The following is a 25,735-nucleotide window of genomic DNA, read 5'->3' as shown; positions in this document are numbered from 1 at the left end:
TGGTCAACCGCTACTGTGAGGGGGTGGGCTTTCATCCCGCGCAGACGGGCTTTCGCTGACAAGGAATCGAGTATGTTCAAACCGACCAGGTTGTCCTTCACCCTGGCCGCACTGATGAGCAGTGCGGTCGTACACGCCGACATCGAAGTCCCTCTGGGCAGCACGCAACGGGTCACCCAGTTGTTCGCTTACCCCAATAACTGCAATGTGGTCTGCTTTCGGCCATGGACGCTGGAGCAGACCGCCGAGCACTACCTCAACCAAAGCCTGCAGCGTGACGGCTACAGCCGAGCCAAGGTCAGCGTCAAAAACCATGAAGGGCAGCTCGCCGCGACCTTCAGCGGTGTACCCGACAGTTACGGCCAGCCCCTGACCGCGCTGCTCAATACCGCTGACCTGGCCTACCAGGGCGCGAGCAAACTCAACAGCGACGGCAAGTGGGCTTACAACTGGTACCTGTTCCTGCCGCTGGGCATGGCCCTGGAAAACCGCAAGAGCATCGAGCTGCTGCATTTTCCGCCGGATTATTCGCTGACCCAGGCCCAGGATTACCTGGAGTCGGCCACCACCGACCGCTGGGCCAGCCTGCTTACCGATAACGGCGTGCCGGCCACCGAAACCCCGGCCTACCAGACCATCATCGATATCGCGCCCATCGCCGCCCCTTCCAATGCGGGCAAGGACCTGGAGAACGTCTACAGCTACTTCACCGACTACCAGACCCGCATGGTCAGCGAACTGAGCCTGCACCCCAACGGCTCGCTGCCAATGGTCGCGTTCGGCGCGCCGGTGCGCAGCTGGATCAAACAACAATACGGGCAAACCGTGGGTGTGCTGGGCCTGGCGCAGATCAGCCCTGCCGCGGGCAAGACCGTCTCGGTGCTGGGCGCCAACCACCCCAGCTACATCTGGTACGCGGCCAGCCCGGACACCTATGACGGTAACGAGCAGAAAGCCGACGATGCGGGTTTAAAAGTGATGGGCCAGGACTTGAGCGCCGCCTGCTGGCAGGCCGGAATGGGCCAGAAACCGGCGAGCAATCCGAATGTACTGCTCAAGGCCTGCATGAACACCTGGCAGGTCACGCGCAAAGAGCAGACCTGTGAGTTGTTCTACACCTCGGTGCGCAACCTGACCCCGGAACAGGCGAACGCCAAATGCGCCACGCCCGCGATCAAAACACAGCTCAAACAGCTGAAGAACACAGCGCCCGCCCCCACCATCACGGCGCCTGTGCTGTAGAAAGCCAAAAAAAACCGATTTCTACTGTCAAAGTTGACAGTAGAAATCGGCTCCATGTTCAGCGAGTCTTGGGCCGGGCACATCCGCTGCAAGACTGGTAGTCAGCCACCACCCGCAGGTCGATGCAGCCTCACCAAGGAGAGTTATGAAAACTCAAGCCATGGACCAGGCTAAAACCGCTGTGGGTGATTGTTTGTACCCGTTCAAGACACTGCTCGTTGAACAGGGCTATCCATCGGCCAAGCACTTTAAGGTTGAGCGCGACGACGGCGGCGTCAGGGCTCGCGTGAGTTTCGATGGCCGCGTGCGCATTGCCCGAGTGTCCGGTTACGCCGTGAACGAGCGACGCACACGTACGTTGCAACTGTCCGCCCGCATCCACCTGTACGACAGCTGGTTCTGCGGCCTGCTGCGGCATTCCTGCAATCCTAATGTGTTTTTCGACACCACCTACCTGGAGCTATGGACCGTGCAGCCCATAGCCGCCGGCGCCCCGCTGACCCTGGATTACGCCAGCACCGAGGACGCCTTGTTCCGGCAGTTCGCCTGCCAATGCGGCGAGCTGAACTGCCGGGGGTGGATCACCGGCAGCACAGAGCTTTTGAACGCCGAGGGCCAGGCATTCATGACCCGCTGGCGCGATCGCAAACGGCCTTAGGCTTCGCCCAGCGGACGCAGGCGATACTGCGGCGGCAACTGCTCAAAACCACTGATGGTGGTGTTCAAGCTCTTCCAACGGCCGTCCTTGATGCCGTAGATGCAGCCGTGGATCGACAGGCTCTGCCCACGGTGCCAGGCATTTTGCACAATGCTGGTGTGGCCGACGTTGGCCACCTGCTGGATCACGTTCAGCTCACACATGCGGTCCACACGTTCCTCTTCGGTCGGCAATTGGGCCAGCACGTCACGGTTTTCGTAGTAGAGGTCGCGAATGGTGCGCAGCCAGCCGTCGATCAGGCCGAACTGGCGGTCCTGCATCGAGGCACGCACGCCGCCGCAGCCGTAGTGGCCAGTGACGAGGATATGTTTGACCTTGAGTACATCGACGGCGTACTGGATCACCGACAGGCAATTGAGGTCGGTGTGCAGCACCACGTTGGCCACGTTGCGGTGTACGAACAGGTCACCGGGCAGCATGCCGACGATCTCGTTGGCCGGTACCCGGGCGTCGGAACAACCGATCCACAGGTATTCAGGGGTCTGCTGGCGGGCGAGCTTGGCGAAGAATTCGGGATCTTCCTGTTTGATCGCATCCGCCCAGCGTTCGTTGTTATCAAGCAGGTCTTGTAGTTCGTTCATCAGGGAAAGCCTCAGGAATGATGCGCAGCTTTGACAGACGACCGCCCGTCCGGGTCACGCCGATCATAAAGATAGCCGGCGGGCAATTACTTGAATCTTGGGGGGCCATGCCTGTCCACACACTATAAGCCCCACAGTATGAGGATTGGCCATGACTGAATCACGACGTCCCTACGGCGCTACACAGCCCGAACCGATTGACGACAACGAAGATCGCATGGGCTCGATGCGCGAGCTGGATTTTGACGAGGAAGAACCGACGGCGGAGATTGGCAATGAGATTCCGCGTGGCGAGCGTGAACACCTGATGCCCGACGAACGGGTGCGCGAGGCAGGAATGACCGGGGCTTCGACCGATAATCATGAGTCGACCGATGATGATATGAGCCCGGAAACGCTGATCCATGAAGATGGTGCGCGGGATGCTCGGGAGGCGGGTGAAGACAACCCGGCGGATTTTGACCTGAGCATTGTGGATGAAGATGACATTGGCGGCGGGAATGGGCTGGATGAGGCCGAGTTGGCTGATATCGACCCGGTAGACGGTAACCGCTGACACACCGCACAGCTGAATGTGGGAGGGAGCAAGCCCTCTCCCACATGGGTTTTGTGTGCTCAGTCGACCAGGGTGCAAGCCATGACCACCGCATCTTCACGACCACCAACAGCCGGGTAGTAATCCCGACGACGGCCAATCTCGTTGAAGCCATAGCGTTCATACAGGCGGAACGCACCGGTATTACTGTCGCGCACTTCCAGGAAGCATTCCCGCGCATTGGCGGCATAGGCACGGGACATCAGGTGCTCCAGCAGCGCCAACCCCAGGCCACGGCCCTGGTTTTCCGGCTTGACGGTGATGTTCAGCAAATGCGCTTCATCGAGGATGATCTGCACCACGCCGTGGCCGACCTGCTGCTCGCCTTCGAACATCAGCCAGATCTGGTACTTGCCCAGCCCGTCGAGAAAGATCCCGCGAGTCCAGGGGTGGCTGAACGCCGCGTATTCGATTTTCAGCACGGCGTCGAGGTCGGCCTCGGTCATCGGGCGGAAGGATAAAGCCTCACTCATCGGTTGTTTTCCAGCGCGCCATCAGCCGGCGCATGGCTTGCCAGACATCAGCCTTACGCTGTGGCTCTTCCATTAATAATTCCAGGCCCGGCAGGGCCCATACAGAACCCAGGCCCTCGACCTGCAGTTCGCGGTACCAGGCTTCGGCGTTCGCTTCGCCGGCAAACCGTACGGCGGGCAGGCCGATCAGCCACAGGCACACGCAGGGTTCGTCTTCCAGGCGCGCCGAGACGAAGCCTTGCACAAAATCCCGCGCCGCTTCCGGTCCCTGGTCCATGGTGCCGCGTACCAGCAGCGGCCAACGGACCGGGTCGCCGACGATTTGCGGGCTGTCGGGCAGGCCGGCGGCGCGCAGCATGTCCTTGAGCAGCATGTAGGCGGGGTCGCGGGTCTGGAAGCGTTCGCCGGTGGGCAGTTCCACCAGCAGCAGACAGCGCCCGGCCCGCAGCAGTTGCAGGGCGAAACGCGGTGGCGGCACCACCGGGGCCTTGACCACCGGGGCTGCCTCTTCGGCTACCACCGGCTTGGCCATGGGCGAGGGACGTGGCACTTCGATCTTGGCCCGTTCGACCGCTGGCCGCGCAGGCGGCACGGGCTTGGCCACCACCACCGGGGCGGCGGCCTCCTCGCCCGAGGTCTCGAACGCCTCATAGGGCTCAAGCGCCTCTAACAGCTCGGGCCGCGACGGGGCGGCGAACGGCAGTTCGGTGCGGGGCAGCCAGTTGACCACCTGCATGGCGGTCAAGTAAGCGCGACGTCGGGACTCGATAAGCACAGCTCGGCCACTTGTGGATAAGTAAAGAGCGGGGATTCTACCGCTGTTCGGTAACAATCGCCCACTGTGCACTGACCGGCTGTGGATAAATCCCGCGCCTGATGCAGTACAATCGCGACTTTTAATCGCCAACCAGCCGGCCATTCCCATGATCGAACCCAAGCGCGTCCTGCGCGCCCTCGCCGAACACTGGGCCTTACTTGAGCCACTGTGCGAACACTTCGACCAAGGCACCCTCAGCCTGAGCGAGTTGCGCGCACAACTGGCCGCCCAACAACTGGACAGCACGCCCCAGGACATCACCAGCCTGCTGGACGTGTGGATTCGCCTGGACATCCTGGTGCCTGTCGCCAAAAGCCCGAATCGTTTCGAGCTCAACGCGCAGATCCATGACTTCCTGGCTTATCTTCGCAAGGAGCACCGGCTTGGCCTGTGCCTGGAAATCGAAGCCTACCTGCGCCATCTGGAGCGCTTGGCCGGTTATATTCAGGACGCCTTCGACATCCGTGATAGCCACGACCTGGCCCGCCAGTTGCGCCTGCTCGACATGCGCGTACGCGACGTACTGAAAAAACTCGCCAACGACGAACAGGCCCTCGCGGCCGTGGCCGACCGTGCCAAGACCAGCGACCGGCAGATCCCGTTGCGCCAGCGTTACGCCGAAGTCCTGGCGACCTGGGACGAATACGTCGAACCGATGATTCAACTGGTGAACGCCGACGGTGCCTTCGAACAAGGCGTGCGCAAGGTGGAAAACGTGCTGTTGCGCATGCTCACCGAGCAACAGCGCCTCGGCCACCTGGTGGACGACGACATGCTGCTGCGTACCCACGCGCGCATCCTCGAAATGCAGACCAGCGCCCAGCTGACCTTGCGCCACGCCCGCGAGTTGCTGTTGCCGCTGCGCGAAGAGGCACGCCGGCACAACGCCGTGACCCGCGGTGCGGCGCTCGCGCTGTCGGCCATCCGCCGTAAAGGCCTGGACGCGGTGCCGCAGGCGGCGATGCCGATGTTTACCCGGCCGCAAAGCACCTTCCTGGGCAGTGCCAGCCAGGTCGAAGCCTATGTGTATGCGCTGGCGAATTTCGAGCCTAAACCGGCACGGTTCCCAAAGGCGCACAAATCCCACAAGGGCGAAGCCCAGCGCGCGCCGCGTACAGTCAAGGAAATGCTCGAGCGCTGCGAAGACGCGCTGCCGATGCCGGACCTGATGACCTGGCTGCTGGAGCAGGAACCGGATGGCGCCACCGACGAATTGCTGTACTGGTTCTCACGGCTCTCACGCGAAAAACGCTTCAAGCGCGAGCGCCTGGAACGCCGCGATTACCACACACACGAGCACCAGGTCAGCCTGCGCTCATTCGCCCTGCTCCCGGCCGGCACTGACGCCGCCGAGCATCCTGCGAGTACACCTTATGCATCTTGATCTATCCGAACTGTCCCAGCTGGCGCCGATTTTTCGCGAGCTGTTCAAGGGTTACCACGTCAGCCGCCGCGACCCCGAACTGTACGCGCAACTGTCGAACTTCCAGGACCAGTACCGCACGCTGTTCAAGGCCCTGGGCTTTGAGCTGGTGTGCGATACCCGTGGCTTCTATTACTTCGTGCCGGACTCCGCGATTGCCAGTGCGCAGGTCAACAAGACCGCCCAGCGCCTGGCGCTGTTCACCTTCATCATCGTCGAGCACCTGGCCGACCAGGGCCGCGACCCGATTGCCGTGCTCGACGGTGGCAGCCTCGGTCGTGATGAACTGCCGTCCCTGCTGGAAAAGTACCGCGACCTGTTTATCCAGGCCGAAGTGCAGACCCAGGAAGAACTCGAAGAAAAAATCATGCGCCGCATGACTCAACTCGGGTTCGCCAGCGAAGACAACGGCATCTATCGCTTCCTGCCGCCGATGCACCGTTTCCTCGATGTGTGCCTGTCGGTGCAGCAGGACCGTGACCTCGCGGCCAGCGTGCACAGCGTGTTGCCGTTACCGGCACCGGTGATCATCGACGAAGACAGCGATGAGAAGCTGCTGAAGACCGATGACCCGCTGGACTTGAGTGACTTCGCTGAAGAAAGCGAAGAAGACGCCCTGGCCCGCGCCATTGCCGAAGAACAGGAGACCGACGCATGAGTAAGGAACGCTACGGCATCCGCCGCTTCGCCCTATTGAACACTGCCGGTTACAGCTTGGGCTTATTCCCGCTGGAAGAACCGCTGTCGGTGTATGGCGCCAACAACCTGGGTAAATCCGCGTCGATCAACGCCTTGCAGTTCCCGATCCTGGCGCGCATGTCGGACATGAGTTTCGGCAAGTACACCCTGGAGCAATCGCGGCGCTTCTATTTCGCCACCGACACCAGCTACATCCTCGTGGAAGTCTCCCTGCCCCATGGCCCGCATGTCATCGGCGTGGTCGGGCGTGGCCCGGGCGGCGGTTTTGGTCACCAGTTCTTTGCCTATGCTGGCAAGCTGGACCTGGCCCACTACCAGAAAAACGACACCTGCCTGCGCCAGAAAGAGCTGTTCACCAACCTGGAACGCGAAGGCCTGAAAGCCTACGAACTCAAGCCGGATGAACTGCGGCGTTTGCTGGTGGGTGGTCACACGTCGATCCCGCTGGACCTGACGTTGATCCCGCTGCGCTCCACCAGCGAGCAAAGCCTGAAGACCTTCCGCGCGTTGTTTATCAACCTGCTGCACATGCGCGAAATCACCGCGGCCAAGCTCAAGCAGTTGTTCCTCGATGCGTTCGAGCACAGCCTGCGTTCGGGTAGTGTGGATTACATCGCAGCGTGCGAAGAGGCCTTCCGCGATGTACGACGTATGGAGCAGGACTACAACGCCCTGGTCGCTGCCGGCCCGCTGGTCGAAGCCCTGGCCAATGGCGTCCGGCAGCGCGACGCCCTGCGCGGCAAACTGCATCGCCTGTCGCCGCTGCTGGACTCGCTGCTGGGCACCTGGTCGGACTACGCCAGTGCGCGCAAGGAAGAGCTGACCATCCAGGCCGAGCACTACCGCAACGAGCAGGATGCGCTGCAGAACGATCAGCGTGGCGGCACCCAGGAGCTGATGCGCCTGGAGCGGGAAATCAGTGGTATCCAGCGTTGGCTGGGCGAGTTGTCGGTGCTCAAGCATCGCTTTGCCCTGGTGGATGACGTCAAAGTGCTGGAGCAGCAACTGCTGGCGGCCAAGGACGCTCACGATGAACTGGCGGGCGCCCTGGCGCAGTCGCGGCAGTTCAGCGCCGAGGATTTGGACGAGCGTTTGCGCGACCTGGAAAAACGCTTGAAGTCGGTCAAGCAGCAGCTTGATCACGCGGATAACAACAGCTACGCCAAGCTGCGCGAAGAGTTTTCGCAGCAGGATGTCGAGCGCCTGATGCGCCTGTTCAACAGCTCGTTGTTCAGCCTGCCATTGGGTGAACACGGCATCACGCTGGACGAGGACGGCCAGTGGGTCAAATCCTTGGAGAAGATCCTGGATGGCTTCAAGGGCGAGCGTTTTGAAGTGCCGGGGCTGTCCATCGACATCTCGCACATCGAACCGCCGGCGTTGCAGGCCCTGGCGGATCGCGCGGCGTTGCGCGACCAAAAGGAACGCCTGGAAAAAGAACTCAAGCAGCTGAAAACCCAGCAAGCGGTGGCCTCTGACCGTGCCGCGAGCAAGACCCAGACCGAAGCGCTGTACCAGCAAGTGCTCGACGCGCAAAAGGCGCTGGAAGATTTCCGTCGCGCGCAAACCCTGAGTGCCGAGGAAGGCGAAAAACTGGAAAACCTGGCGCAGATGGAAGCGGCCCAGGATGAGTTGAAGCGTTCCAGTGACGCCTTTACCGAACGCGTCCAGCAACTGTCCGCCAAGCTGCAACTGGTAGGCCGGCAAATCGGCGATATGGAAGCCAAGCAACGCACGCTGGATGACGCCTTGCGCCGCCGGCAGCTGTTGCCGGCCGACTTGCCATTCGGCACGCCGTTCATGGACCCGGTCGATGACTCCATGGACAACCTGCTGCCGCTGCTCAATGACTATCAGGACAGCTGGCAGGGCTTGCTGCGTGCCGATGGCCAGATCGAGGCGCTGTACGCTCAGGTGCGCCTCAAGGGCGTGGCCAAGTTCGACAGCGAGGATGACGTGGAGCGTCGCCTGCAATTGCTGATCAACGCCTATGCGCACCGCACCGATGAGGCGCTGACACTGGGCAAGGCACGCCGTGCTGCGGTCACTGACATTGCGCGGACCCTGCGCAATATCCGCAGCGACTACGACAGCCTGGAACACCAGTTGGCGCTGTTCAACCGCGAGATCAACAAGCGTCAGGTGTCCAACCTGCAGAGCTTCCGCATCGTGCTCGCGCCGAACAAGGAAGCCCTCAAGCATATCGACCAGATCATCCACAGTGCTGGCCAGTACGAAGAAGGCGAAACCCTGTCGGTGTTCGACCTGAGCCAAAGTGCCGAGCAGGACAACAAGAACGAAGAGGCCAAGGAATACCTGGCCCGCCTGGTGGCCGCCAACCATAACCAGTTGGGCCTCAAGGACCTGTTCGAGCTGGCCTTCGAGATCACCAAGGTGCATGGCCAGCCGGTGATCCACACCGACATCGACGGTGCGGCGTCCAACGGCACCACCATGACCATCAAGGCGCTGACCAACATGTACTTGTTGCTGCACTTGATGGACCGCGACCAGGCTGGCCGCGTGCGCCTGCCGTACTACCTCGACGAGGCGGCGGATATCGATGAGAAGAACCAGGCAGCGTTGCTGGAGACCAGCTTGCAACTGGGCTTTGTGCCGATCCTCGCCAGTGTGAAGCCGCAGGTGTCTGCCCAGGTGGCAATCGACCTGGAGGGCGGCAGCGGGCCGAACGGGATCTACATCGATGAGGCGGACTGGAAGTACATCCGCCGCCATGATGGGGTGAAGGCGACGGTGAATGTGCAGGCGGATGAGCCGGAGCTGGATGAAGTCTGACGCTTTGCGCTGAAATGTAAAAAGGCCGCGATCCATTGGATCGCGGCCTTTTTTGTAGCTTTATTTGCCGAGTGAAATTTTAGGCGCCCACGTCAGCCATTCCTCTTCGAATTTGTCGAACAGCGGGAAGGTTTGCTGCGGCCGTGCTGCGTTCCCCATGCGCTCGCCGTCTGGCGTGGCAAATGCGATACCACCGGCCACCAGCGTCTCCAGGGACTCGGTACGCACCGTCGCCCCCTTGAACAGGCCGAAGTCGAGGCCGAAGCCACTGGTGTTCCAGAAGCGGCTGCCACTGCGTACCAGCGGCGCGTACTTGGGTTCGATCAGGATGTGGATCAGCACGCGGTCGGCGGTCTGGCCAAGCTCGTAGCCGGTCACTTTGCCCACGGTGACTTCACGGTAGGTCACCGGTACGCCTTCCTTCAACGAGCCACGGCGTGCGGCGCTGAGTGTCAGGCTCAGGCCAGCCTCTTGACGGACAGCTTCAGGGGGCTGGTCCAGCGCGACGAAACTCTTCTGCGGGCCGGCGTTTTTCGCAGCCGGCTGCACCTCGATGTATTGCCCGGTGACCAGGGTTTCGAGGTTGGAGGTTTTCATCAGGCCCAGCTCTGGCTTGACCACCCAGAACTGGCTGCCGACGCGCGCGATACGGTCTGCCACTTGGGTGATACGTGCGCTGAGCAGCACCGACTGCATATCGGCACTGAGGTCCACACTCTCGATCTTACCCACATCCAGGCCTTTGAAACGTACCGGTGTGCCTGGACGCATACCGTCAGCACGGTCGACCTTGATGGTCACCAGGGTGCCATGCTGATTGGCAGCCTCACGGTCGGCAAACAAGCGGAAACGTGGAATGCGCTTTTTCAGCGGTACGTTCGGCTGCGGTGTTTCGAAGGCAATACCGCCGGCCATCAGGCTAGCCAGGGATTCACTCTTCACCTGGATACCACCGGTAAGGCCGCCGGTCAGGGTGACGCCGCTGGCATTCCAGAAACGTGTCGAACCGTTGACCAGGTTTTCGTATTCCTTCTCGATATGAACGCCGATCACCAGTTGCTTGTTCTTGCGCGAGAACTGGTAGCTCTGCACCGAGCCGACCTTGACCTGCTTGTAGAGAATCGGGCTGCCGACATCCAGGGAGCCGAGGTTGTCGGTGAACAGCACCATGTGCAGGCCTGGGGAACGCAGGTCCAGCGGCGGCGCCTTGGCGCGGGCGACGAATTCGCGTTGCGGGGCGCTGCCTTTGTCGCCAGGGCGAATGGCGATGTAATTACCTTTGACCAGGGCTTCCAGGCCAGTAATACCGGCCAGCGAGATGGAAGGTTTGACCACCCAGAACTGAGTGTCCTGAACCAGGTAGTCTTCGGCCAATGGGTCGAGGGTCAGCTCGGCGTTGGCGCTGGACAGGTCCGGGTCGATCTTCAAGGTTTTCAGGCTGCCCACCTGAATGCCTTTGTACATCACCGGTGTACGCCCGGCCTGCAGGCCTTCGAAGTCCGTTAGCTTGACCTTGGCCTTGATACCGGCAGCGGCCGCGTCGAAATCTTCGTACAGGCGGAACGGCAGGCTCGGATCAGTGGGTGGGCTGTCCTTGCGGTTCTCTGGCGTGGCGAAGGCGATACCACCGGCGACGATGCTGGAAAGAGATTCGCTGCGCACTTTCACGCCGGAGAGATTGGCGTCGATGCTGATGCCGCTGGCGTTCCAGAAGCGCGTGTGTTTGCGCACCAGGCTGGCGTAGGTGGGTTCGATGTACACCTTGATCTCGACGGTGCTCTGATCCTCGGAGAGCAAGTAGCTTTTGACCTGGCCGACCTGTATCTGCTTGTAGAACACCGGGCTGCCGCGATTGAGCGAACCGAGGCGATCGGCCTTGATGGTCAGGTGTAGACCGGGCTTGGCGTCAGATAACGGAGGCTCTTCTGAGAGCGCCTTGAATTTACGGGTGGGCTCACCATCGCCAGGACTCGCGGCGATATAGTTACCCGAGACCAAGGTTTCCAGGCCAGTAATGCCAGCGAGGCTGACGCTGGGCTTGACCAGCCAGAAACGGGTGTTGGTCTTGAGGTATTGGTCGACATCCTTATTCATCTCGATGGTGGCGATCACCCCGCGATTATTACCCTCATCGTCAAGAGCCAGGGCCTTGACCTTACCCACGGACATGCCTTTGTAGACCACTTCGGTTTTGTTGGCCTGGATGCCTTCGCCGCTTTCAAAGCGCACCTGGATCTCAATACCCTGCTGGGAATAGGCACGCCACCCCAACCAACCACCGATGATCAGGGCAATCAGGGGGAGAACCCAGATGGCCGACCAATTGGAGGCCGGGCGGGTTTTAGCTTTAGGCAAATCACTCATGGTCGTCGTCCGACTCCGTGTTATCCCAAATCAGTCGGGGATCAAAAGTTACTGCGGCAAGCATCGTCAAGATCACCACACTGGCGAATGCCGCAGCGCCGAGGTTGGCCTCGACACTGGCAAGCCGTCCAAAGTTTACGACCGCCACCAGGATGGCGATCACGAAGATATCCAGCATGGACCAGCGGCCAATGAATTCGATAAAGCGGTACATGATAATGCGTTGCTGCGCGGAAAGCGGTTGGTGACGCTGTACGGAAAACAGTAACAGGCCAATGCCCACCAACTTGAACGTCGGCACCAGGATGCTGGCGATGAACACCACAGCCGCAATCGGGAACATACCGTGCTGCACCAACTGGATCACACCGGCCATGATGGTGCTGGGCTCGCCCTGGCCAAGGGAGTTGACGGTCATGATCGGCAACAGATTGGCGGGGATATACAGAATGGCCGCCGTGACCAGTAAAGCCCAGGTGCGCGCGAGGCTGTTGGGGCGACGGGCGTGGATCAGTGCACCGCATCGAGTGCAGGTTTGCTCATCGGTGTCCGGCTCTTGTTTGTTCAGCTCATGACATTCGGTACAAATCAGAATGCCTGCGTCAATCGCCCGCATGATCATCTTCTCCTGACAGTGCTTGCCAGATCTGGTGCGGCGACATCACCACCTCAAGCAGAACCTGAACCATTAAGAGGCTGACGAAGCAGACCAGACCCAGGCCGATGGTGATTGAGGCCATGTCGGCGAGTTTCACGATCGCCACCAGTACGCCCATCAAGTAGACCTCCAACATCCCCCAATCCTTCATGTGGTGGTAGATGCGGTACAACAGCAACCCGTAACTGCGGCCTATTTTCCAACGAATACTGAGCAGCACCGCCAGTTGGCAAAGCAGCTTGAGCAGCGGAATGCCCATGCTGCATAGGAACACCACGGCGGCGACGCCTTGCATCCCGGTATCGAATAGGCCGACTACGCCACTCCACACGGTGTCTTCTGAGGACTGCCCGAGCAGATTGAGCTGCATAATGGGCAGAAAGTTCGCGGGGACGTACAGCAACAGCGCGGCGAGTACCAGGGCGAGGCTGCGCTCAACGACGTTATGGCGGTGAGCGTAGAGCTCATAACCGCAACGCGGGCATAGGGCTTTTTCACCGAGGGTGAGCACGGGTTTGCGCATCAGCAAGTCGCACTCATGGCATGCCACCAAGTTCTCCAGTGGTAAATCCGACACCTCAAGGGCGTCAACCGGATCCGGCATAGGTAGGGCTCAAACTCTAAAAAAGGTTAGGTGGCTATTCTAGTGGTCTGGTTCAGAAATAACTGTGCAAATTTGTCGTGCGTCTTTCCGCACTTTTCGACCGCGCAAAACAAAACCCCATCTGCTTTCGCAAATGGGGTTTCGGAATTTAATCTTGACGATGACCTACTCTCACATGGGGAAACCCCACACTACCATCGGCGATGCATCGTTTCACTACTGAGTTCGGGATGGGATCAGGTGGTTCCAATGCTCTATTGTCGTCAAGAAATTCGGGTACTGAGTCGCGGCCAGCTGGCCTCGCTTCAGCAAATTGGGTATGTGACAGCTATCGGTGTTTTGTGAGCATCGAACTTTCGGTTCATTGCGTCTTCACACACCGCAATCTGATGCTCTTTCGAGTATTCAAATTGCTTGGGTGTTATATGGTCAAGCCTCACGGGCAATTAGTATTGGTTAGCTCAACGCCTCACAGCGCTTACACACCCAACCTATCAACGTCGTAGTCTTCGACGGCCCTTCAGGGGACTCAAGGTCCCAGTGAGATCTCATCTTGAGGCTAGTTTCCCGCTTAGATGCTTTCAGCGGTTATCTATTCCGAACATAGCTACCCGGCAATGCCACTGGCGTGACAACCGGAACACCAGAGGTTCGTCCACTCCGGTCCTCTCGTACTAGGAGCAGCCCCTCTCAAATCTCAAACGTCCACGGCAGATAGGGACCGAACTGTCTCACGACGTTCTAAACCCAGCTCGCGTACCACTTTAAATGGCGAACAGCCATACCCTTGGGACCGGCTTCAGCCCCAGGATGTGATGAGCCGACATCGAGGTGCCAAACACCGCCGTCGATATGAACTCTTGGGCGGTATCAGCCTGTTATCCCCGGAGTACCTTTTATCCGTTGAGCGATGGCCCTTCCATACAGAACCACCGGATCACTAAGACCTACTTTCGTACCTGCTCGACGTGTCTGTCTCGCAGTCAAGCGCGCTTTTGCCTTTATACTCTACGACCGATTTCCGACCGGTCTGAGCGCACCTTCGTACTCCTCCGTTACTCTTTAGGAGGAGACCGCCCCAGTCAAACTACCCACCATACACTGTCCTCGATCCGGATAACGGACCTGAGTTAGAACCTCAAAGTTGCCAGGGTGGTATTTCAAGGTTGGCTCCACGCAGACTGGCGTCCACGCTTCAAAGCCTCCCACCTATCCTACACAAGCAAATTCAAAGTCCAGTGCAAAGCTATAGTAAAGGTTCACGGGGTCTTTCCGTCTAGCCGCGGATACACTGCATCTTCACAGCGATTTCAATTTCACTGAGTCTCGGGTGGAGACAGCGCCGCCATCGTTACGCCATTCGTGCAGGTCGGAACTTACCCGACAAGGAATTTCGCTACCTTAGGACCGTTATAGTTACGGCCGCCGTTTACCGGGGCTTCGATCAAGAGCTTCGCGTTAGCTAACCCCATCAATTAACCTTCCGGCACCGGGCAGGCGTCACACCCTATACGTCCACTTTCGTGTTTGCAGAGTGCTGTGTTTTTAATAAACAGTCGCAGCGGCCTGGTATCTTCGACCGGCATGAGCTTACGGAGCAAGTCCTTCACCCTCACCGGCGCACCTTCTCCCGAAGTTACGGTGCCATTTTGCCTAGTTCCTTCACCCGAGTTCTCTCAAGCGCCTTGGTATTCTCTACCCAACCACCTGTGTCGGTTTGGGGTACGGTTCCTGGTTACCTGAAGCTTAGAAGCTTTTCTTGGAAGCATGGCATCAACCACTTCGTTAACTAAAAGTTAACTCGTCATCAGCTCTCGGCCTTAGAATCCCGGATTTACCTAAGATTCCAGCCTACCACCTTAAACTTGGACAACCAACGCCAAGCTGGCCTAGCCTTCTCCGTCCCTCCATCGCAATAACCAGAAGTACAGGAATATTAACCTGTTTTCCATCGACTACGCTTTTCAGCCTCGCCTTAGGGACCGACTAACCCTGCGTCGATTAACGTTGCGCAGGAAACCTTGGTCTTTCGGCGTGGGTGTTTTTCACACCCATTATCGTTACTCATGTCAGCATTCGCACTTCTGATACCTCCAGCAAGCTTCTCAACTCACCTTCACAGGCTTACAGAACGCTCCTCTACCGCATCACTTACGTGATACCCGTAGCTTCGGTGTATGGTTTGAGCCCCGTTACATCTTCCGCGCAGGCCGACTCGACTAGTGAGCTATTACGCTTTCTTTAAAGGGTGGCTGCTTCTAAGCCAACCTCCTAGCTGTCTAAGCCTTCCCACATCGTTTCCCACTTAACCATAACTTTGGGACCTTAGCTGACGGTCTGGGTTGTTTCCCTTTTCACGACGGACGTTAGCACCCGCCGTGTGTCTCCCATGCTCGGCACTTGTAGGTATTCGGAGTTTGCATCGGTTTGGTAAGTCGGGATGACCCCCTAGCCGAAACAGTGCTCTACCCCCTACAGTGATACATGAGGCGCTACCTAAATAGCTTTCGAGGAGAACCAGCTATCTCCGAGCTTGATTAGCCTTTCACTCCGATCCACAGGTCATCCGCTAACTTTTCAACGGTAGTCGGTTCGGTCCTCCAGTTAGTGTTACCCAACCTTCAACCTGCCCATGGATAGATCGCCCGGTTTCGGGTCTATTCCCAGCGACTAGACGCCCTATTAAGACTCGCTTTCGCTACGCCTCCCCTATTCGGTTAAGCTCGCCACTGAAAATAAGTCGCTGACCCATTATACAAAAGGTACGCAGTCACCCAACAAAGTGGGCTCCCACTGCTTGTACGCATACGGTTTCAGGATCTATTTCACTCCCCTCTCCGGGGTTCTTTTCGCCTTTCCCTCACGGTACTAGTTCACTATCGGTCAGTCAGTAGTATTTAGCCTTGGAGGATGGTCCCCCCATATTCAGACAAAGTTTCTCGTGCTCCGTCCTACTCGATTTCATGACTAAGAGATTTTCGCGTACAGGGCTATCACCCACTATGGCCGCACTTTCCAGAGCGTTCCGCTAATCTCAAAGCCACTTAAGGGCTAGTCCCCGTTCGCTCGCCACTACTAAGGGAATCTCGGTTGATTTCTTTTCCTCAGGGTACTTAGATGTTTCAGTTCCCCTGGTTCGCCTCTTGCACCTATGTATTCAGTACAAGATAACCATCTTATGATGGCTGGGTTCCCCCATTCAGACATCTCCGGATCAAAGTCTGTTTGCCGACTCCCCGAAGCTTTTCGCAGGCTACCACGTCTTTCATCGCCTCTGACTGCCAAGGCATCCACCGTATGCGCTTCTTCACTTGACCATATAACCCCAAGCAATCTGGTTATACTGTGAAGACGACATTCGCCGAAAATTCGATAATACTCAATTAAGAGCAACTCACAAATTTTACCTTAGCCTGATCCGTTACCAGTGAAAGTAACGTTCAGTCTATCTTTCTATCACATACCCAAATTTTTAAAGAACGATCTAATCAAAGACTAGAAATCAACATTCACCATCACACGGATGGAATGCTCATTTCTAAGCTTTCATAACGTAGAAGCAGTAGTGGTGGAGCCAAACGGGATCGAACCGTTGACCTCCTGCGTGCAAGGCAGGCGCTCTCCCAGCTGAGCTATGGCCCCGTATTTCTACAGGCGTTTCCCACACAAAATTGGTGGGTCTGGGCAGATTCGAACTGCCGACCTCACCCTTATCAGGGGTGCGCTCTAACCAACTGAGCTACAGACCCAATTTCGGGCTGCTTCTTTATCGTCTTCTTCAATGAATCAAGCAATTCGTGTGGGAACTTATGGAGCAGCTGATGTCGTCGATTAAGGAGGTGATCCAGCCGCAGGTTCCCCTACGGCTACCTTGTTACGACTTCACCCCAGTCATGAATCACACCGTGGTAACCGTCCTCCCGAAGGTTAGACTAGCTACTTCTGGTGCAACCCACTCCCATGGTGTGACGGGCGGTGTGTACAAGGCCCGGGAACGTATTCACCGCGACATTCTGATTCGCGATTACTAGCGATTCCGACTTCACGCAGTCGAGTTGCAGACTGCGATCCGGACTACGATCGGTTTTCTGGGATTAGCTCCACCTCGCGGCTTGGCAACCCTCTGTACCGACCATTGTAGCACGTGTGTAGCCCAGGCCGTAAGGGCCATGATGACTTGACGTCATCCCCACCTTCCTCCGGTTTGTCACCGGCAGTCTCCTTAGAGTGCCCACCATAACGTGCTGGTAACTAAGGACAAGGGTTGCGCTCGTTACGGGACTTAACCCAACATCTCACGACACGAGCTGACGACAGCCATGCAGCACCTGTCTCAATGTTCCCGAAGGCACCAATCTATCTCTAGAAAGTTCATTGGATGTCAAGGCCTGGTAAGGTTCTTCGCGTTGCTTCGAATTAAACCACATGCTCCACCGCTTGTGCGGGCCCCCGTCAATTCATTTGAGTTTTAACCTTGCGGCCGTACTCCCCAGGCGGTCAACTTAATGCGTTAGCTGCGCCACTAAGAGCTCAAGGCTCCCAACGGCTAGTTGACATCGTTTACGGCGTGGACTACCAGGGTATCTAATCCTGTTTGCTCCCCACGCTTTCGCACCTCAGTGTCAGTATCAGTCCAGGTGGTCGCCTTCGCCACTGGTGTTCCTTCCTATATCTACGCATTTCACCGCTACACAGGAAATTCCACCACCCTCTACCATACTCTAGTCAGTCAGTTTTGAATGCAGTTCCCAGGTTGAGCCCGGGGATTTCACATCCAACTTAACAAACCACCTACGCGCGCTTTACGCCCAGTAATTCCGATTAACGCTTGCACCCTCTGTATTACCGCGGCTGCTGGCACAGAGTTAGCCGGTGCTTATTCTGTCGGTAACGTCAAAACCATCACGTATTAGGTAATGGCCCTTCCTCCCAACTTAAAGTGCTTTACAATCCGAAGACCTTCTTCACACACGCGGCATGGCTGGATCAGGCTTTCGCCCATTGTCCAATATTCCCCACTGCTGCCTCCCGTAGGAGTCTGGACCGTGTCTCAGTTCCAGTGTGACTGATCATCCTCTCAGACCAGTTACGGATCGTCGCCTTGGTGAGCCATTACCCCACCAACTAGCTAATCCGACCTAGGCTCATCTGATAGCGCAAGGCCCGAAGGTCCCCTGCTTTCTCCCGTAGGACGTATGCGGTATTAGCGTCCGTTTCCGAACGTTATCCCCCACTACCAGGCAGATTCCTAGGCATTACTCACCCGTCCGCCGCTCTCAAGAGAAGCAAGCTTCTCTCTACCGCTCGACTTGCATGTGTTAGGCCTGCCGCCAGCGTTCAATCTGAGCCATGATCAAACTCTTCAGTTCAAACATCTTTGGGTTTTTAAGAAACCCTAAACTTGGCTCAGCAATCGTTGGTTATTCTTTGATTTCTCGCGGAGTAACTTGTGATGCTGATAATCTTGTTGACTATCAGTCTGACCCCACAAGCACCCACACGAATTGCTTGATTCAGTTGTTAAAGAGCGGTTGGTTAAGAGCTTTCGTCTCAACCGAGGCGCGCATTCTACAGCAGCCTCATTTGCTGTCAAGTGATTATTTTCAGAAGCTTTCGAAGATTTCTTCAACAACTTCAACCACTTGCGCTTGCGATCTCTCGTTAGCGGGAGGCGAATTCTACAGCGTTACACGCTGCTGTCAACACCTCTTTTTCTCCGCTTTCGACCGAGAAGATCGAATCGTTAATAGCGCCAAACAACACGACTCTATCAACTCCTTCTGAGCTTCGATGAACTGAAGCAACTCGCCGTCTAATCCTGCATAACTCTTTGTTTACCAAGGAGTTTTACGTTTCGACTGCGCCGGAAGTGGGGCGAATTATAGACTTCCAGAATCTGCCGTCAACCTTCTTTTTCATCTTTCTGTCATATAAGTCAAAAACGCAAAAGCCGGCCCCAAGGGGCCGGCTTTCTGCTTACTGAGGCTTACAAGCTAGGGAAAGCGAATTGCGACGCTTCATGGCTGGCCCGCTGCGGCCAACGCTGGGTGATCGCCTTACGACGGGTGTAGAAACGCACTCCATCCGGCCCATAGGCGTGCAAGTCGCCAAACAACGAACGCTTCCAGCCACCAAAGCTGTGATAAGCCACCGGCACAGGCAATGGGACATTCACACCGACCATACCCACTTCAATTTCGTCACAGAACAGACGCGCCGCTTCACCGTCACGGGTGAAGATGCACGTACCGTTGCCATACTCGTGATCGTTGATCAGTTGCATCGCCGCTTCCAGGCTGCTCACCCGGACCACGCACAATACCGGCCCGAAGATCTCTTCCTTATAGATGCGCATCTCAGGCGTCACACGGTCAAACAGACTCCCCCCCAGGAAGAAGCCGTCTTCATTCCCGGCAATACTCAGTCCACGACCATCAACCACCAACTCCGCACCAGACGCAACACCGTCTTCTATATAGCCGCTGACCTTATCCCGCGCCTGGCCCGTCACCAGTGGCCCCATATCCAGTCCACATGTCGTGCCCGCACCGATCTTCAGCGCCTTGATCTGTGGCACCAGCTTGGCGATCAACGCATCCGCCACCTGATCACCTACGCACACCGCCACCGAGATCGCCATGCAGCGCTCGCCGCAGGAACCATAGGCCGCGCCCATCAAAGCACTGACCGCGTTATCCAGGTCTGCATCCGGCATCAGCACCGCATGGTTCTTCGCCCCACCCAGTGCCTGTACGCGCTTACCGCGTTTGGTCGCTTCGGAATAGATGTACTCGGCAATCGGCGTCGACCCCACAAAACTCAGCGCCTTGACTTCCGGCGCCTCGATCAACGCATCCACCGCGCCCTTGTCGCCATGCACAACACTCAACACACCTTTGGGAAGACCGGCCTCCTGCAGCAGTTGCGCGATCAACAACGTCGAACTCGGATCACGCTCCGAAGGCTTGAGGATGAAGCAGTTACCGCAAACAATCGCCAGCGGATACATCCACAGCGGCACCATCGCCGGGAAGTTGAACGGGGTAATACCGGCCACTACGCCCAACGGCTGGAAGTCCGACCAGGCATCAATGTTCGGCCCGACATTGCGGCTGTACTCGCCCTTGAGAATCTCCGGCGCCGAGCACGCATACTCAACGTTCTCGATCCCGCGCTTCAGTTCGCCAGCGGCATCTTCCAGCGTCTTGCCATGCTCCTCGCTGATCAGCTGCGAAATACGTGCTTCGTTCTGCTCCAGCAATTGCTTGAACCGGAACATGACCTGCGCGCGCTTGGCCGCCGGCGTGTTACGCCAAGCCGGAAAGGCCGCCTTGGCCGAGTCGATAGCACGTTGAATGGTTTCGCGGCTGGCCAGTGGCACTTGGTGAATCACCTGGCCCGTGGACGGGTTATACACATCGGCAGTACGGCCGGACTCACTGACCAACTCACCGTTGATCAAATGCTGGATAAGACTCATGCAGGGCTCCTGAAAAGCTGTTCTATATAGAAGGAGAAATCAGTCGATCTTGTTCAGCACTTCGCCGACCGCATCGAACAGGCGATCCAGGTCCTGCGGCTTGCTGTTGAAGGTTGGCCCGAACTGCAGGGTGTCACCGCCAAAGCGCACATAGAAGCCCGCTTTCCACAGAGCCATGCCGGCCTCGAATGGACGCACGATGGCATCACCGTCACGTGGGGCAATCTGGATCGCACCGGCCAGGCCGTAGTTACGGATGTCGATCACGTTCTTGCTGCCCTTCAAACCGTGCAGCGCATTCTCAAAGTGCGGCGCGACTTCGGCCACGCTCTGCACCAGGTTTTCCTTCTGCAACAGGTCCAATGCCGCCAGGCCCGCCGCGCAGGCAACCGGGTGCGCCGAATAGGTGTAGCCGTGGGGGAATTCCACTGCGTACTCCGGCGTGGCCTGGTTCATGAAGGTCTGATAAATCTCGCTGCTGGCAATCACCGCACCCATAGGGATCGCACCGTTGGTGACCTGCTTGGCGATGCACATCAGGTCCGGGGTCACGCCGAAGCTGTCAGCGCCGAACATCGAGCCGGTACGACCGAAGCCGGTGATCACTTCGTCGAACACCAACAAGATATTGTGCTGGTCGCAGATTTCACGCAGACGCTTGAGATAGCCCTGTGGCGGTACCAGCACGCCAGCGGAACCCGCCATGGGTTCGACAAACACTGCAGCGATATTGGAAGCGTCGTGCAGTTCGATCAGCTTGAGCAACTCATCAGCCAAGGCGATACCGCCCTGCTCCGGCATGCCGCGAGAGAAAGCATTGCTCGCCAGCAAGGTGTGAGGCAGATGGTCAACGTCCATCATCGCCTGACCAAACATCTTACGGTTGCCGTTGACGCCGCCCAGGCTGGTACCGGCGATGTTCACACCGTGATAACCACGGGCGCGGCCGATCATCTTGGTCTTGGTGGCCTGGCCCTTCAGGCGCCAGTAGGCACGCACCATCTTCACCGCAGTATCGGCGCACTCGGAACCGGAGTCGGTGAAGAACACGTGATTCAGGTTGCCTGGGGTCAAATCGGTGATCTTTTCCGCCAGTTGGAAAGACAATGGATGGCCGTACTGGAAGCCTGGGGAGTAGTCCAGCGTGCCCAGTTGCTTGGCGACCGCCTCCTGGATTTCCTTGCGCGTATGCCCGGCGCCACAGGTCCACAGGCCCGACAACGAGTCGTACACCTTGCGCCCCTTGTCATCGGTCAACCAGCTGCCTTCGGCGGCTACGATCAGACGCGGGTCACGCTGAAAGTTACGGTTGGCGGTGTAAGGCATCCAGTGAGCGTCCAACTTCAATTGGCTGGCCAGGGACGATGGGGCGTTTTCGGGCATGTTCATCAGCAAAACCTCGCAGGGCAACAGGCAGCGTCGGGATTGAAAAAGCGTTGTTGCAGCTAAATTGCCACGAGCATAAAGTCGGTGAAATCCAACTCTTCTAACCTTCAGTCAGGCCTTCACTAAACTATGAGCAGCCGTCGACCCGATCCCCTGGCCCAAGTCAGCGACTTCGATATCCGCCTGTTGCGCATCTTTCGCAGCGTCGTGGAGTGCGGCGGCTTCTCGGCGGCGGAAACCGTGCTTGGCATCGGCCGCTCCGCCATCAGCCAGCAAATGAGCGATCTTGAGCAGCGGCTCGGATTAAGACTTTGCCAACGCGGCCGTGCCGGTTTCTCGCTGACCGAAGAAGGCCGCGAGGTCTACCAATCGGCCCTGCAACTACTAAGCGCCCTGGAAAGTTTCCGCACCGAGGTCAACGGCCTGCACCAGCATTTGCGCGGCGAGTTGATCATTGGCCTCACCGACAACCTGGTCACGCTGCCCCACATGCGCATCACCCACGCCCTGGCACAGTTGAAGGAACGGGGGCCGGACGTGCAAATCCAGATCCGCATGATCGCCCCCAATGAAGTCGAACAAGGCGTACTCGACGGCCGCCTGCATGTCGGTGTGGTGCCCCAGGCCAGCGCCCTGTCCGGCCTGGAATACCAGGCGCTGTACAGCGAACGCTCACTGCTTTACTGCGCGGTTGGCCACCCCCTGTTTTATGCCGACGACAAGCAACTGGGCGACGAGCGCATCGACGCCCAGGACGCCATCGCCCCCACCTTCCGCCTGCCCGCCGAGATCCAGGCCCATTACCAGGCACTCAACTGCACCGCCAGCGCCTCGGACCGCGAAGGCATGGCATTCCTGATTCTCACCGGTCGCTACATCGGTTACTTGCCCGACCACTACGCGAGCCTATGGGTGCAACAAGGCCGACTGCGCGCGCTGAAACCGGCTACGCGCTTTTACGATTTAAGCCTCGCATCGGTCACGCGCAAAGGCCGTCGCCCTCATTTGGTGCTGGAAAGCTTCTTGGAAAGCCTGGCAGCAACGCGCTAACTCGGGCCTTACGCAAAAAGCTGAGCACCTGGACAGCTTTTTGCAAGGACACCAGGACCTAGAACCGTCCGCCTCGAGTTTGCTTGCCATGCCACCAGAATCCTCCAGCCCCAGTGACCTGATCTACGGTCTCAATGACCGCCCCAAACCCGCCCCTGCCTTGCTGGCCGCACTGCAACATGTGCTGGCCGCCTTTGTCGGCATCATCACGCCACCGCTGATCATCGGCTCCACCCTGGGCCTGACCGCACACTTGCCCTACCTGATCAGCATGGCGTTAATGGTGTCCGGCGTCGGCACATTCATTCAGGCCCGTAGGCCATTTGGGATCGGCGCCGGGATGATCTGCCTGCAAGGCACCAGCTTTGCGTTTCTCGGCGCAGTGCTGTCGGCCGGCTTTCTGGTCAAGCAACGCGGCGGCAGCTCGGAAGACATCATGGCGATGATCTTCGGCGTGTGCTTTTTCGGCGCTGCAGTGCAGATCATTCTCAGCCGCTTTATTGGTCAACTGCGCCGAGTGATCACCCCGCTCGTGACCGGGATTGTCATTACCCTGATCGGCATCAGCCTGATCAAGGTCGGTATCACTGACCTGGGCGGCGGTTTCAACGCACCGGACTTCGGCGCACCGACCAACCTTGCCCTGGGCTTGTTCGTGGTGCTGACTATCATCTTGCTCAACCGCTCCAACACACCCTGGGTGCGCCTCTCGGCGATCATCATCGGTCTCGCCCTCGGCAGCCTCGCGGCCTGGTTCAGCGGCAAGCTGGTCCCCCAGGCACTGGGCGACTTGCCTTTAGTCAGCCTGCCGATCCCCTTTCGATTCGGCTTCAACTTCGACTGGAGCGCCTTCCTGCCGATCGCGCTGATTTATCTGATCAGCAGCATCGAAACCGTCGGCGACCTCACCGCCAACTGCATGATCGCGCGCCAGCCCATCAGCGGGCCTTCCTATATAAGCCGACTCAAAGGCGGCGTCCTCGGCGATGGCGTCAGTTGCATGATCGCCGCCACGTTCAGCGCCTTCCCCAACACCACCTTTGCCCAGAACAACGGCGTGATCCAACTGACCGGCGTGGCCAGCCGATACGTCGGCCTGTACATCGGCGTGGTGCTGTTCTGCCTGGGTTTGTTCCCGTTGATCGGTGCCGTGCTGCAACAAATCCCCAAGCCCGTGTTGGGCGGCGCAACCCTGGTGATGTTCGGCAGTGTGGCCGCCGCCGGCGTACGCATCCTCGCCCAGGCCCCCCTGGACCGTCGCAGCATGCTGATCATCGCCACCTCGTTCGGCGTCGGCCTGGGCATCGCCGCACAACCGAACCTGCTGCACCTGATGCCAACCCTGGTGCAGAACCTGTTCGACTCAGCCATCACCAGCGGCGGCCTGACCGCCATCGTGTTGTGCCTGTTACTGCCGGAATCCAAGGTGCCCGCTCCTGCCGCAAACCACGCGCAGGAAAGCGACACCCTGGAACCGCTTTGACGGTTTTATTGCATCGGGACTTGTCTGAGGCTTGAGGGTGGGTTATCTGTGCACACGTCGTCTCTATCGATCAGCACGGAAACCTCCATGAGCCTCGAAGTTCCTGCCCACAGCAACCACGCCGGTAAGCCAGCCAGCCGCATTCGGCAAAAGAACGAACAAGCGATTCTCCAGGCTGCTGAAGATGAGTTCGCGCGCCATGGCTACAAGGGCACCAGCATGAACACCATTGCTGCCAGCGCCGGGCTGCCCAAAGCCAACTTGCACTACTACTTCACGAACAAGCTGGGCCTGTATATCGCAGTGCTCAGCAATATCCTCGAACTGTGGGACAGCACCTTCAACACGCTGACCGCCGAGGACGACCCGGCCGTGGCCCTCTCCCGTTACATCCGCACCAAGATGGAGTTTTCGCGGCGCCAGCCCCAGGCCTCGCGGATCTTCGCCATGGAGATCATCAGCGGCGGCGAATGCCTGACCGAATACTTCAGCCAGGATTACCGCGCCTGGTTCAGTGGTCGGGCGGCGGTGTTCCAGGCCTGGATCGACGCCGGCAAGATGGACCCCATCGACCCCGTGCACCTGATCTTCCTGTTGTGGGGCAGCACTCAGCACTACGCCGACTTCGCCACCCAGATCTGCCGCGTCACCGGTCGCACCAAGCTGACCAAGCAAGATATGGAAGACGCCGGCACCAACCTGATCCACATCATTCTCAAGGGCTGCGGCATCAAGCCGGCCCTCTAGACGAAGCTATTTATGTCTTTCACGCTCACCGGCCTTTGCGAGTTCCGCGAAGAAATTCGCAAAAGCCGCTTCATTACCCTGGCCGCACCGATCACCAGCCCGCAAGAAGCCCAGGCATTTTTCGAGCAGCACAGCGACCTCAACGCCACGCACAACTGCTGGGCCTGGAAGCTGGCCGATCAATACCGCAGCAGTGACGACGGCGAACCCGGCGGCACCGCAGGGCGGCCGATCCTGGCGGCCATCGAGGCCCAAGGTTTTGATCAGGTCGCAGTGCTGGTGATTCGCTGGTATGGCGGCATACAACTCGGTACCGGCGGCCTGGCCCGCGCTTATGGTGGCGGTGCGAACAAGTGCCTGCAAAATGCCGAGCGCATCGAACTGATCAGCCGCGTGCCGCTGAGTTGCGCCTGCGCTTTCTCCGAGTTGAACCTGGTCAAACTGCGCGTCGCCGAGTTGGGCGGGCTGGTGCTGGAAGAAACCTTCACCGCCAATGGCGTGGAGTTACAACTGGCCCTGGGCGAAGCCCACATCGACACCCTGCAAACCCAGCTCGCCGACCTGAGCCGTGGGCGCATCCTGCTGCAACGCTGAAACTGCTAATGTTGTCTGCTGAACA

At 58.4% G+C, this 25,735-nt stretch carries 18 protein-coding genes, 2 tRNA genes and 3 rRNA genes; 10 read left to right on the top strand and 13 right to left on the bottom strand.

The window, feature by feature from the left end:
• Positions 1-72: 72 nt before the first annotated feature.
• Together ACHPFG_RS04270 and ACHPFG_RS04265 are read left to right on the top strand one after the other, a co-directional pair.
• A complete protein-coding gene (locus ACHPFG_RS04270; RefSeq protein WP_431701674.1) occupies positions 73-1,242 on the top strand; it encodes a hypothetical protein in 1,170 nt (389 codons plus the stop codon).
• Between the two features lie 145 nt (positions 1,243-1,387).
• Positions 1,388-1,900 (top strand): SET domain-containing protein-lysine N-methyltransferase, encoded by a 513-nt coding sequence (locus ACHPFG_RS04265; protein WP_431701673.1) that lies wholly within the window; start codon positions 1,388-1,390, stop codon positions 1,898-1,900.
• On the opposite strand, the gene can is transcribed toward ACHPFG_RS04265, so the two are convergent.
• On the bottom strand, positions 1,897-2,541 hold the full coding sequence (gene can / locus ACHPFG_RS04260) for a carbonate dehydratase (RefSeq protein WP_003188288.1): 645 nt from the start codon (positions 2,539-2,541) through the stop codon (positions 1,897-1,899). The genes ACHPFG_RS04265 and can overlap by 4 nt on opposite strands.
• Positions 2,542-2,692: 151 nt before the next feature.
• On the opposite strand from can, the gene ACHPFG_RS04255 reads away from it, so the two are divergent.
• Positions 2,693-3,097, top strand: a complete 405-nt coding sequence (locus tag ACHPFG_RS04255) for a serine kinase/phosphatase (protein WP_131700454.1) — start codon at positions 2,693-2,695, stop codon at positions 3,095-3,097.
• A gap of 59 nt (positions 3,098-3,156) precedes the next feature.
• On the opposite strand, the gene rimI is transcribed toward ACHPFG_RS04255, so the two are convergent.
• Together rimI and ACHPFG_RS04245 are read right to left on the bottom strand one after the other, a co-directional pair.
• Positions 3,157-3,609, bottom strand: a complete 453-nt coding sequence (gene rimI / locus ACHPFG_RS04250; protein ID WP_003188286.1) for a ribosomal protein S18-alanine N-acetyltransferase — start codon at positions 3,607-3,609, stop codon at positions 3,157-3,159.
• Positions 3,602-4,345 carry an energy transducer TonB gene (locus ACHPFG_RS04245; RefSeq protein WP_339452538.1) on the bottom strand — a complete coding sequence of 248 codons (744 nt, stop codon included), beginning with the start codon at positions 4,343-4,345 and terminating at the stop codon, positions 3,602-3,604. The genes rimI and ACHPFG_RS04245 overlap by 8 nt, the downstream gene beginning before the upstream one ends.
• A gap of 187 nt (positions 4,346-4,532) precedes the next feature.
• On the opposite strand from ACHPFG_RS04245, the gene mksB reads away from it, so the two are divergent.
• The 3 genes from mksB to mksF are packed head-to-tail and all read left to right on the top strand — an operon-like array spanning position 4,533 to position 9,344.
• On the top strand, positions 4,533-5,810 hold the full coding sequence (gene mksB / locus ACHPFG_RS04240) for an Mks condensin complex protein MksB (RefSeq protein WP_431701672.1): 1,278 nt from the start codon (positions 4,533-4,535) through the stop codon (positions 5,808-5,810).
• The gene (gene mksE / locus ACHPFG_RS04235; RefSeq protein WP_027606956.1) at positions 5,800-6,507 is read left to right on the top strand and encodes an Mks condensin complex protein MksE; all 708 of its coding nucleotides are present in this window, start codon (positions 5,800-5,802) and stop codon (positions 6,505-6,507) included. Before mksB ends, mksE begins: the two co-directional genes overlap by 11 nt.
• Complete coding sequence (gene mksF, locus ACHPFG_RS04230) at positions 6,504-9,344, top strand: Mks condensin complex protein MksF (protein WP_131700456.1); 2,841 nt, start codon at positions 6,504-6,506, stop codon at positions 9,342-9,344. The genes mksE and mksF overlap by 4 nt, the downstream gene beginning before the upstream one ends.
• 60 nt (positions 9,345-9,404) lie before the next feature.
• Here mksF and ACHPFG_RS04225 read toward each other — a convergent pair whose 3' ends face one another.
• The 10 genes from ACHPFG_RS04225 to ACHPFG_RS04180 all read right to left on the bottom strand — a co-directional run bounded on the left by ACHPFG_RS04225 (position 9,405) and on the right by ACHPFG_RS04180 (position 21,839).
• Complete coding sequence (locus ACHPFG_RS04225; protein ID WP_431701671.1) at positions 9,405-11,708, bottom strand: MlaD family protein; 2,304 nt, start codon at positions 11,706-11,708, stop codon at positions 9,405-9,407.
• Positions 11,701-12,324 carry a paraquat-inducible protein A gene (locus ACHPFG_RS04220; RefSeq protein ID WP_131700458.1) on the bottom strand — a complete coding sequence of 208 codons (624 nt, stop codon included), beginning with the start codon at positions 12,322-12,324 and terminating at the stop codon, positions 11,701-11,703. Before ACHPFG_RS04220 ends, ACHPFG_RS04225 begins: the two co-directional genes overlap by 8 nt.
• Entirely contained in the window at positions 12,311-12,970 is a 660-nt protein-coding gene (locus ACHPFG_RS04215) for a paraquat-inducible protein A (protein WP_431701670.1), read from the bottom strand. Before ACHPFG_RS04215 ends, ACHPFG_RS04220 begins: the two co-directional genes overlap by 14 nt.
• Before the next feature lie 152 nt (positions 12,971-13,122).
• Positions 13,123-13,238: ribosomal RNA gene (rrf, locus tag ACHPFG_RS04210) — 5S ribosomal RNA — on the bottom strand.
• Between the two features lie 157 nt (positions 13,239-13,395).
• A 23S ribosomal RNA gene (locus ACHPFG_RS04205) occupies positions 13,396-16,287 on the bottom strand.
• Positions 16,288-16,536: 249 nt separating this feature from the next.
• Positions 16,537-16,612: transfer RNA gene (locus tag ACHPFG_RS04200), tRNA-Ala, on the bottom strand.
• Between the two features lie 30 nt (positions 16,613-16,642).
• Positions 16,643-16,719: transfer RNA gene (locus ACHPFG_RS04195), tRNA-Ile, on the bottom strand.
• Between the two features lie 83 nt (positions 16,720-16,802).
• Positions 16,803-18,339, bottom strand: a 16S ribosomal RNA gene (locus tag ACHPFG_RS04190).
• Together the 16S, 23S and 5S rRNA genes with 2 tRNA genes alongside form the textbook arrangement of a ribosomal RNA operon.
• Positions 18,340-18,956: 617 nt before the next feature.
• Positions 18,957-20,450 (bottom strand): CoA-acylating methylmalonate-semialdehyde dehydrogenase, encoded by a 1,494-nt coding sequence (locus ACHPFG_RS04185; RefSeq protein WP_167656884.1) that lies wholly within the window; start codon positions 20,448-20,450, stop codon positions 18,957-18,959.
• 39 nt (positions 20,451-20,489) lie between these two features.
• The gene (locus ACHPFG_RS04180) at positions 20,490-21,839 is read right to left on the bottom strand and encodes an aspartate aminotransferase family protein (RefSeq protein WP_027607942.1); all 1,350 of its coding nucleotides are present in this window, start codon (positions 21,837-21,839) and stop codon (positions 20,490-20,492) included.
• A gap of 126 nt (positions 21,840-21,965) precedes the next feature.
• On the opposite strand from ACHPFG_RS04180, the gene ACHPFG_RS04175 reads away from it, so the two are divergent.
• From ACHPFG_RS04175 to ACHPFG_RS04160, 4 genes are all read left to right on the top strand, one after another.
• Positions 21,966-22,886 (top strand): LysR family transcriptional regulator, encoded by a 921-nt coding sequence (locus ACHPFG_RS04175; RefSeq protein ID WP_027607943.1) that lies wholly within the window; start codon positions 21,966-21,968, stop codon positions 22,884-22,886.
• Positions 22,887-22,974: 88 nt separating this feature from the next.
• Positions 22,975-24,369 (top strand): uracil-xanthine permease family protein, encoded by a 1,395-nt coding sequence (locus ACHPFG_RS04170; protein ID WP_431701669.1) that lies wholly within the window; start codon positions 22,975-22,977, stop codon positions 24,367-24,369.
• 87 nt (positions 24,370-24,456) lie between these two features.
• Positions 24,457-25,116 (top strand): TetR/AcrR family transcriptional regulator, encoded by a 660-nt coding sequence (locus ACHPFG_RS04165; RefSeq protein WP_027607945.1) that lies wholly within the window; start codon positions 24,457-24,459, stop codon positions 25,114-25,116.
• A gap of 12 nt (positions 25,117-25,128) precedes the next feature.
• Positions 25,129-25,710: a YigZ family protein gene (locus tag ACHPFG_RS04160; RefSeq protein ID WP_131696665.1), complete on the top strand. Its 582-nt coding sequence runs from the start codon at positions 25,129-25,131 to the stop codon at positions 25,708-25,710.
• The last annotated feature ends 25 nt before the right edge of the window (positions 25,711-25,735 follow it).

Origin of the sequence: Pseudomonas sp. BR20 (assembly GCF_050780135.1) — a bacterium.
In the GTDB taxonomy this organism is placed as follows: domain Bacteria; phylum Pseudomonadota; class Gammaproteobacteria; order Pseudomonadales; family Pseudomonadaceae; genus Aquipseudomonas.
The sequence above is the reverse complement of the archived record's forward strand: the minus strand, read 5'-3'. Positions and strand labels throughout refer to the sequence as shown.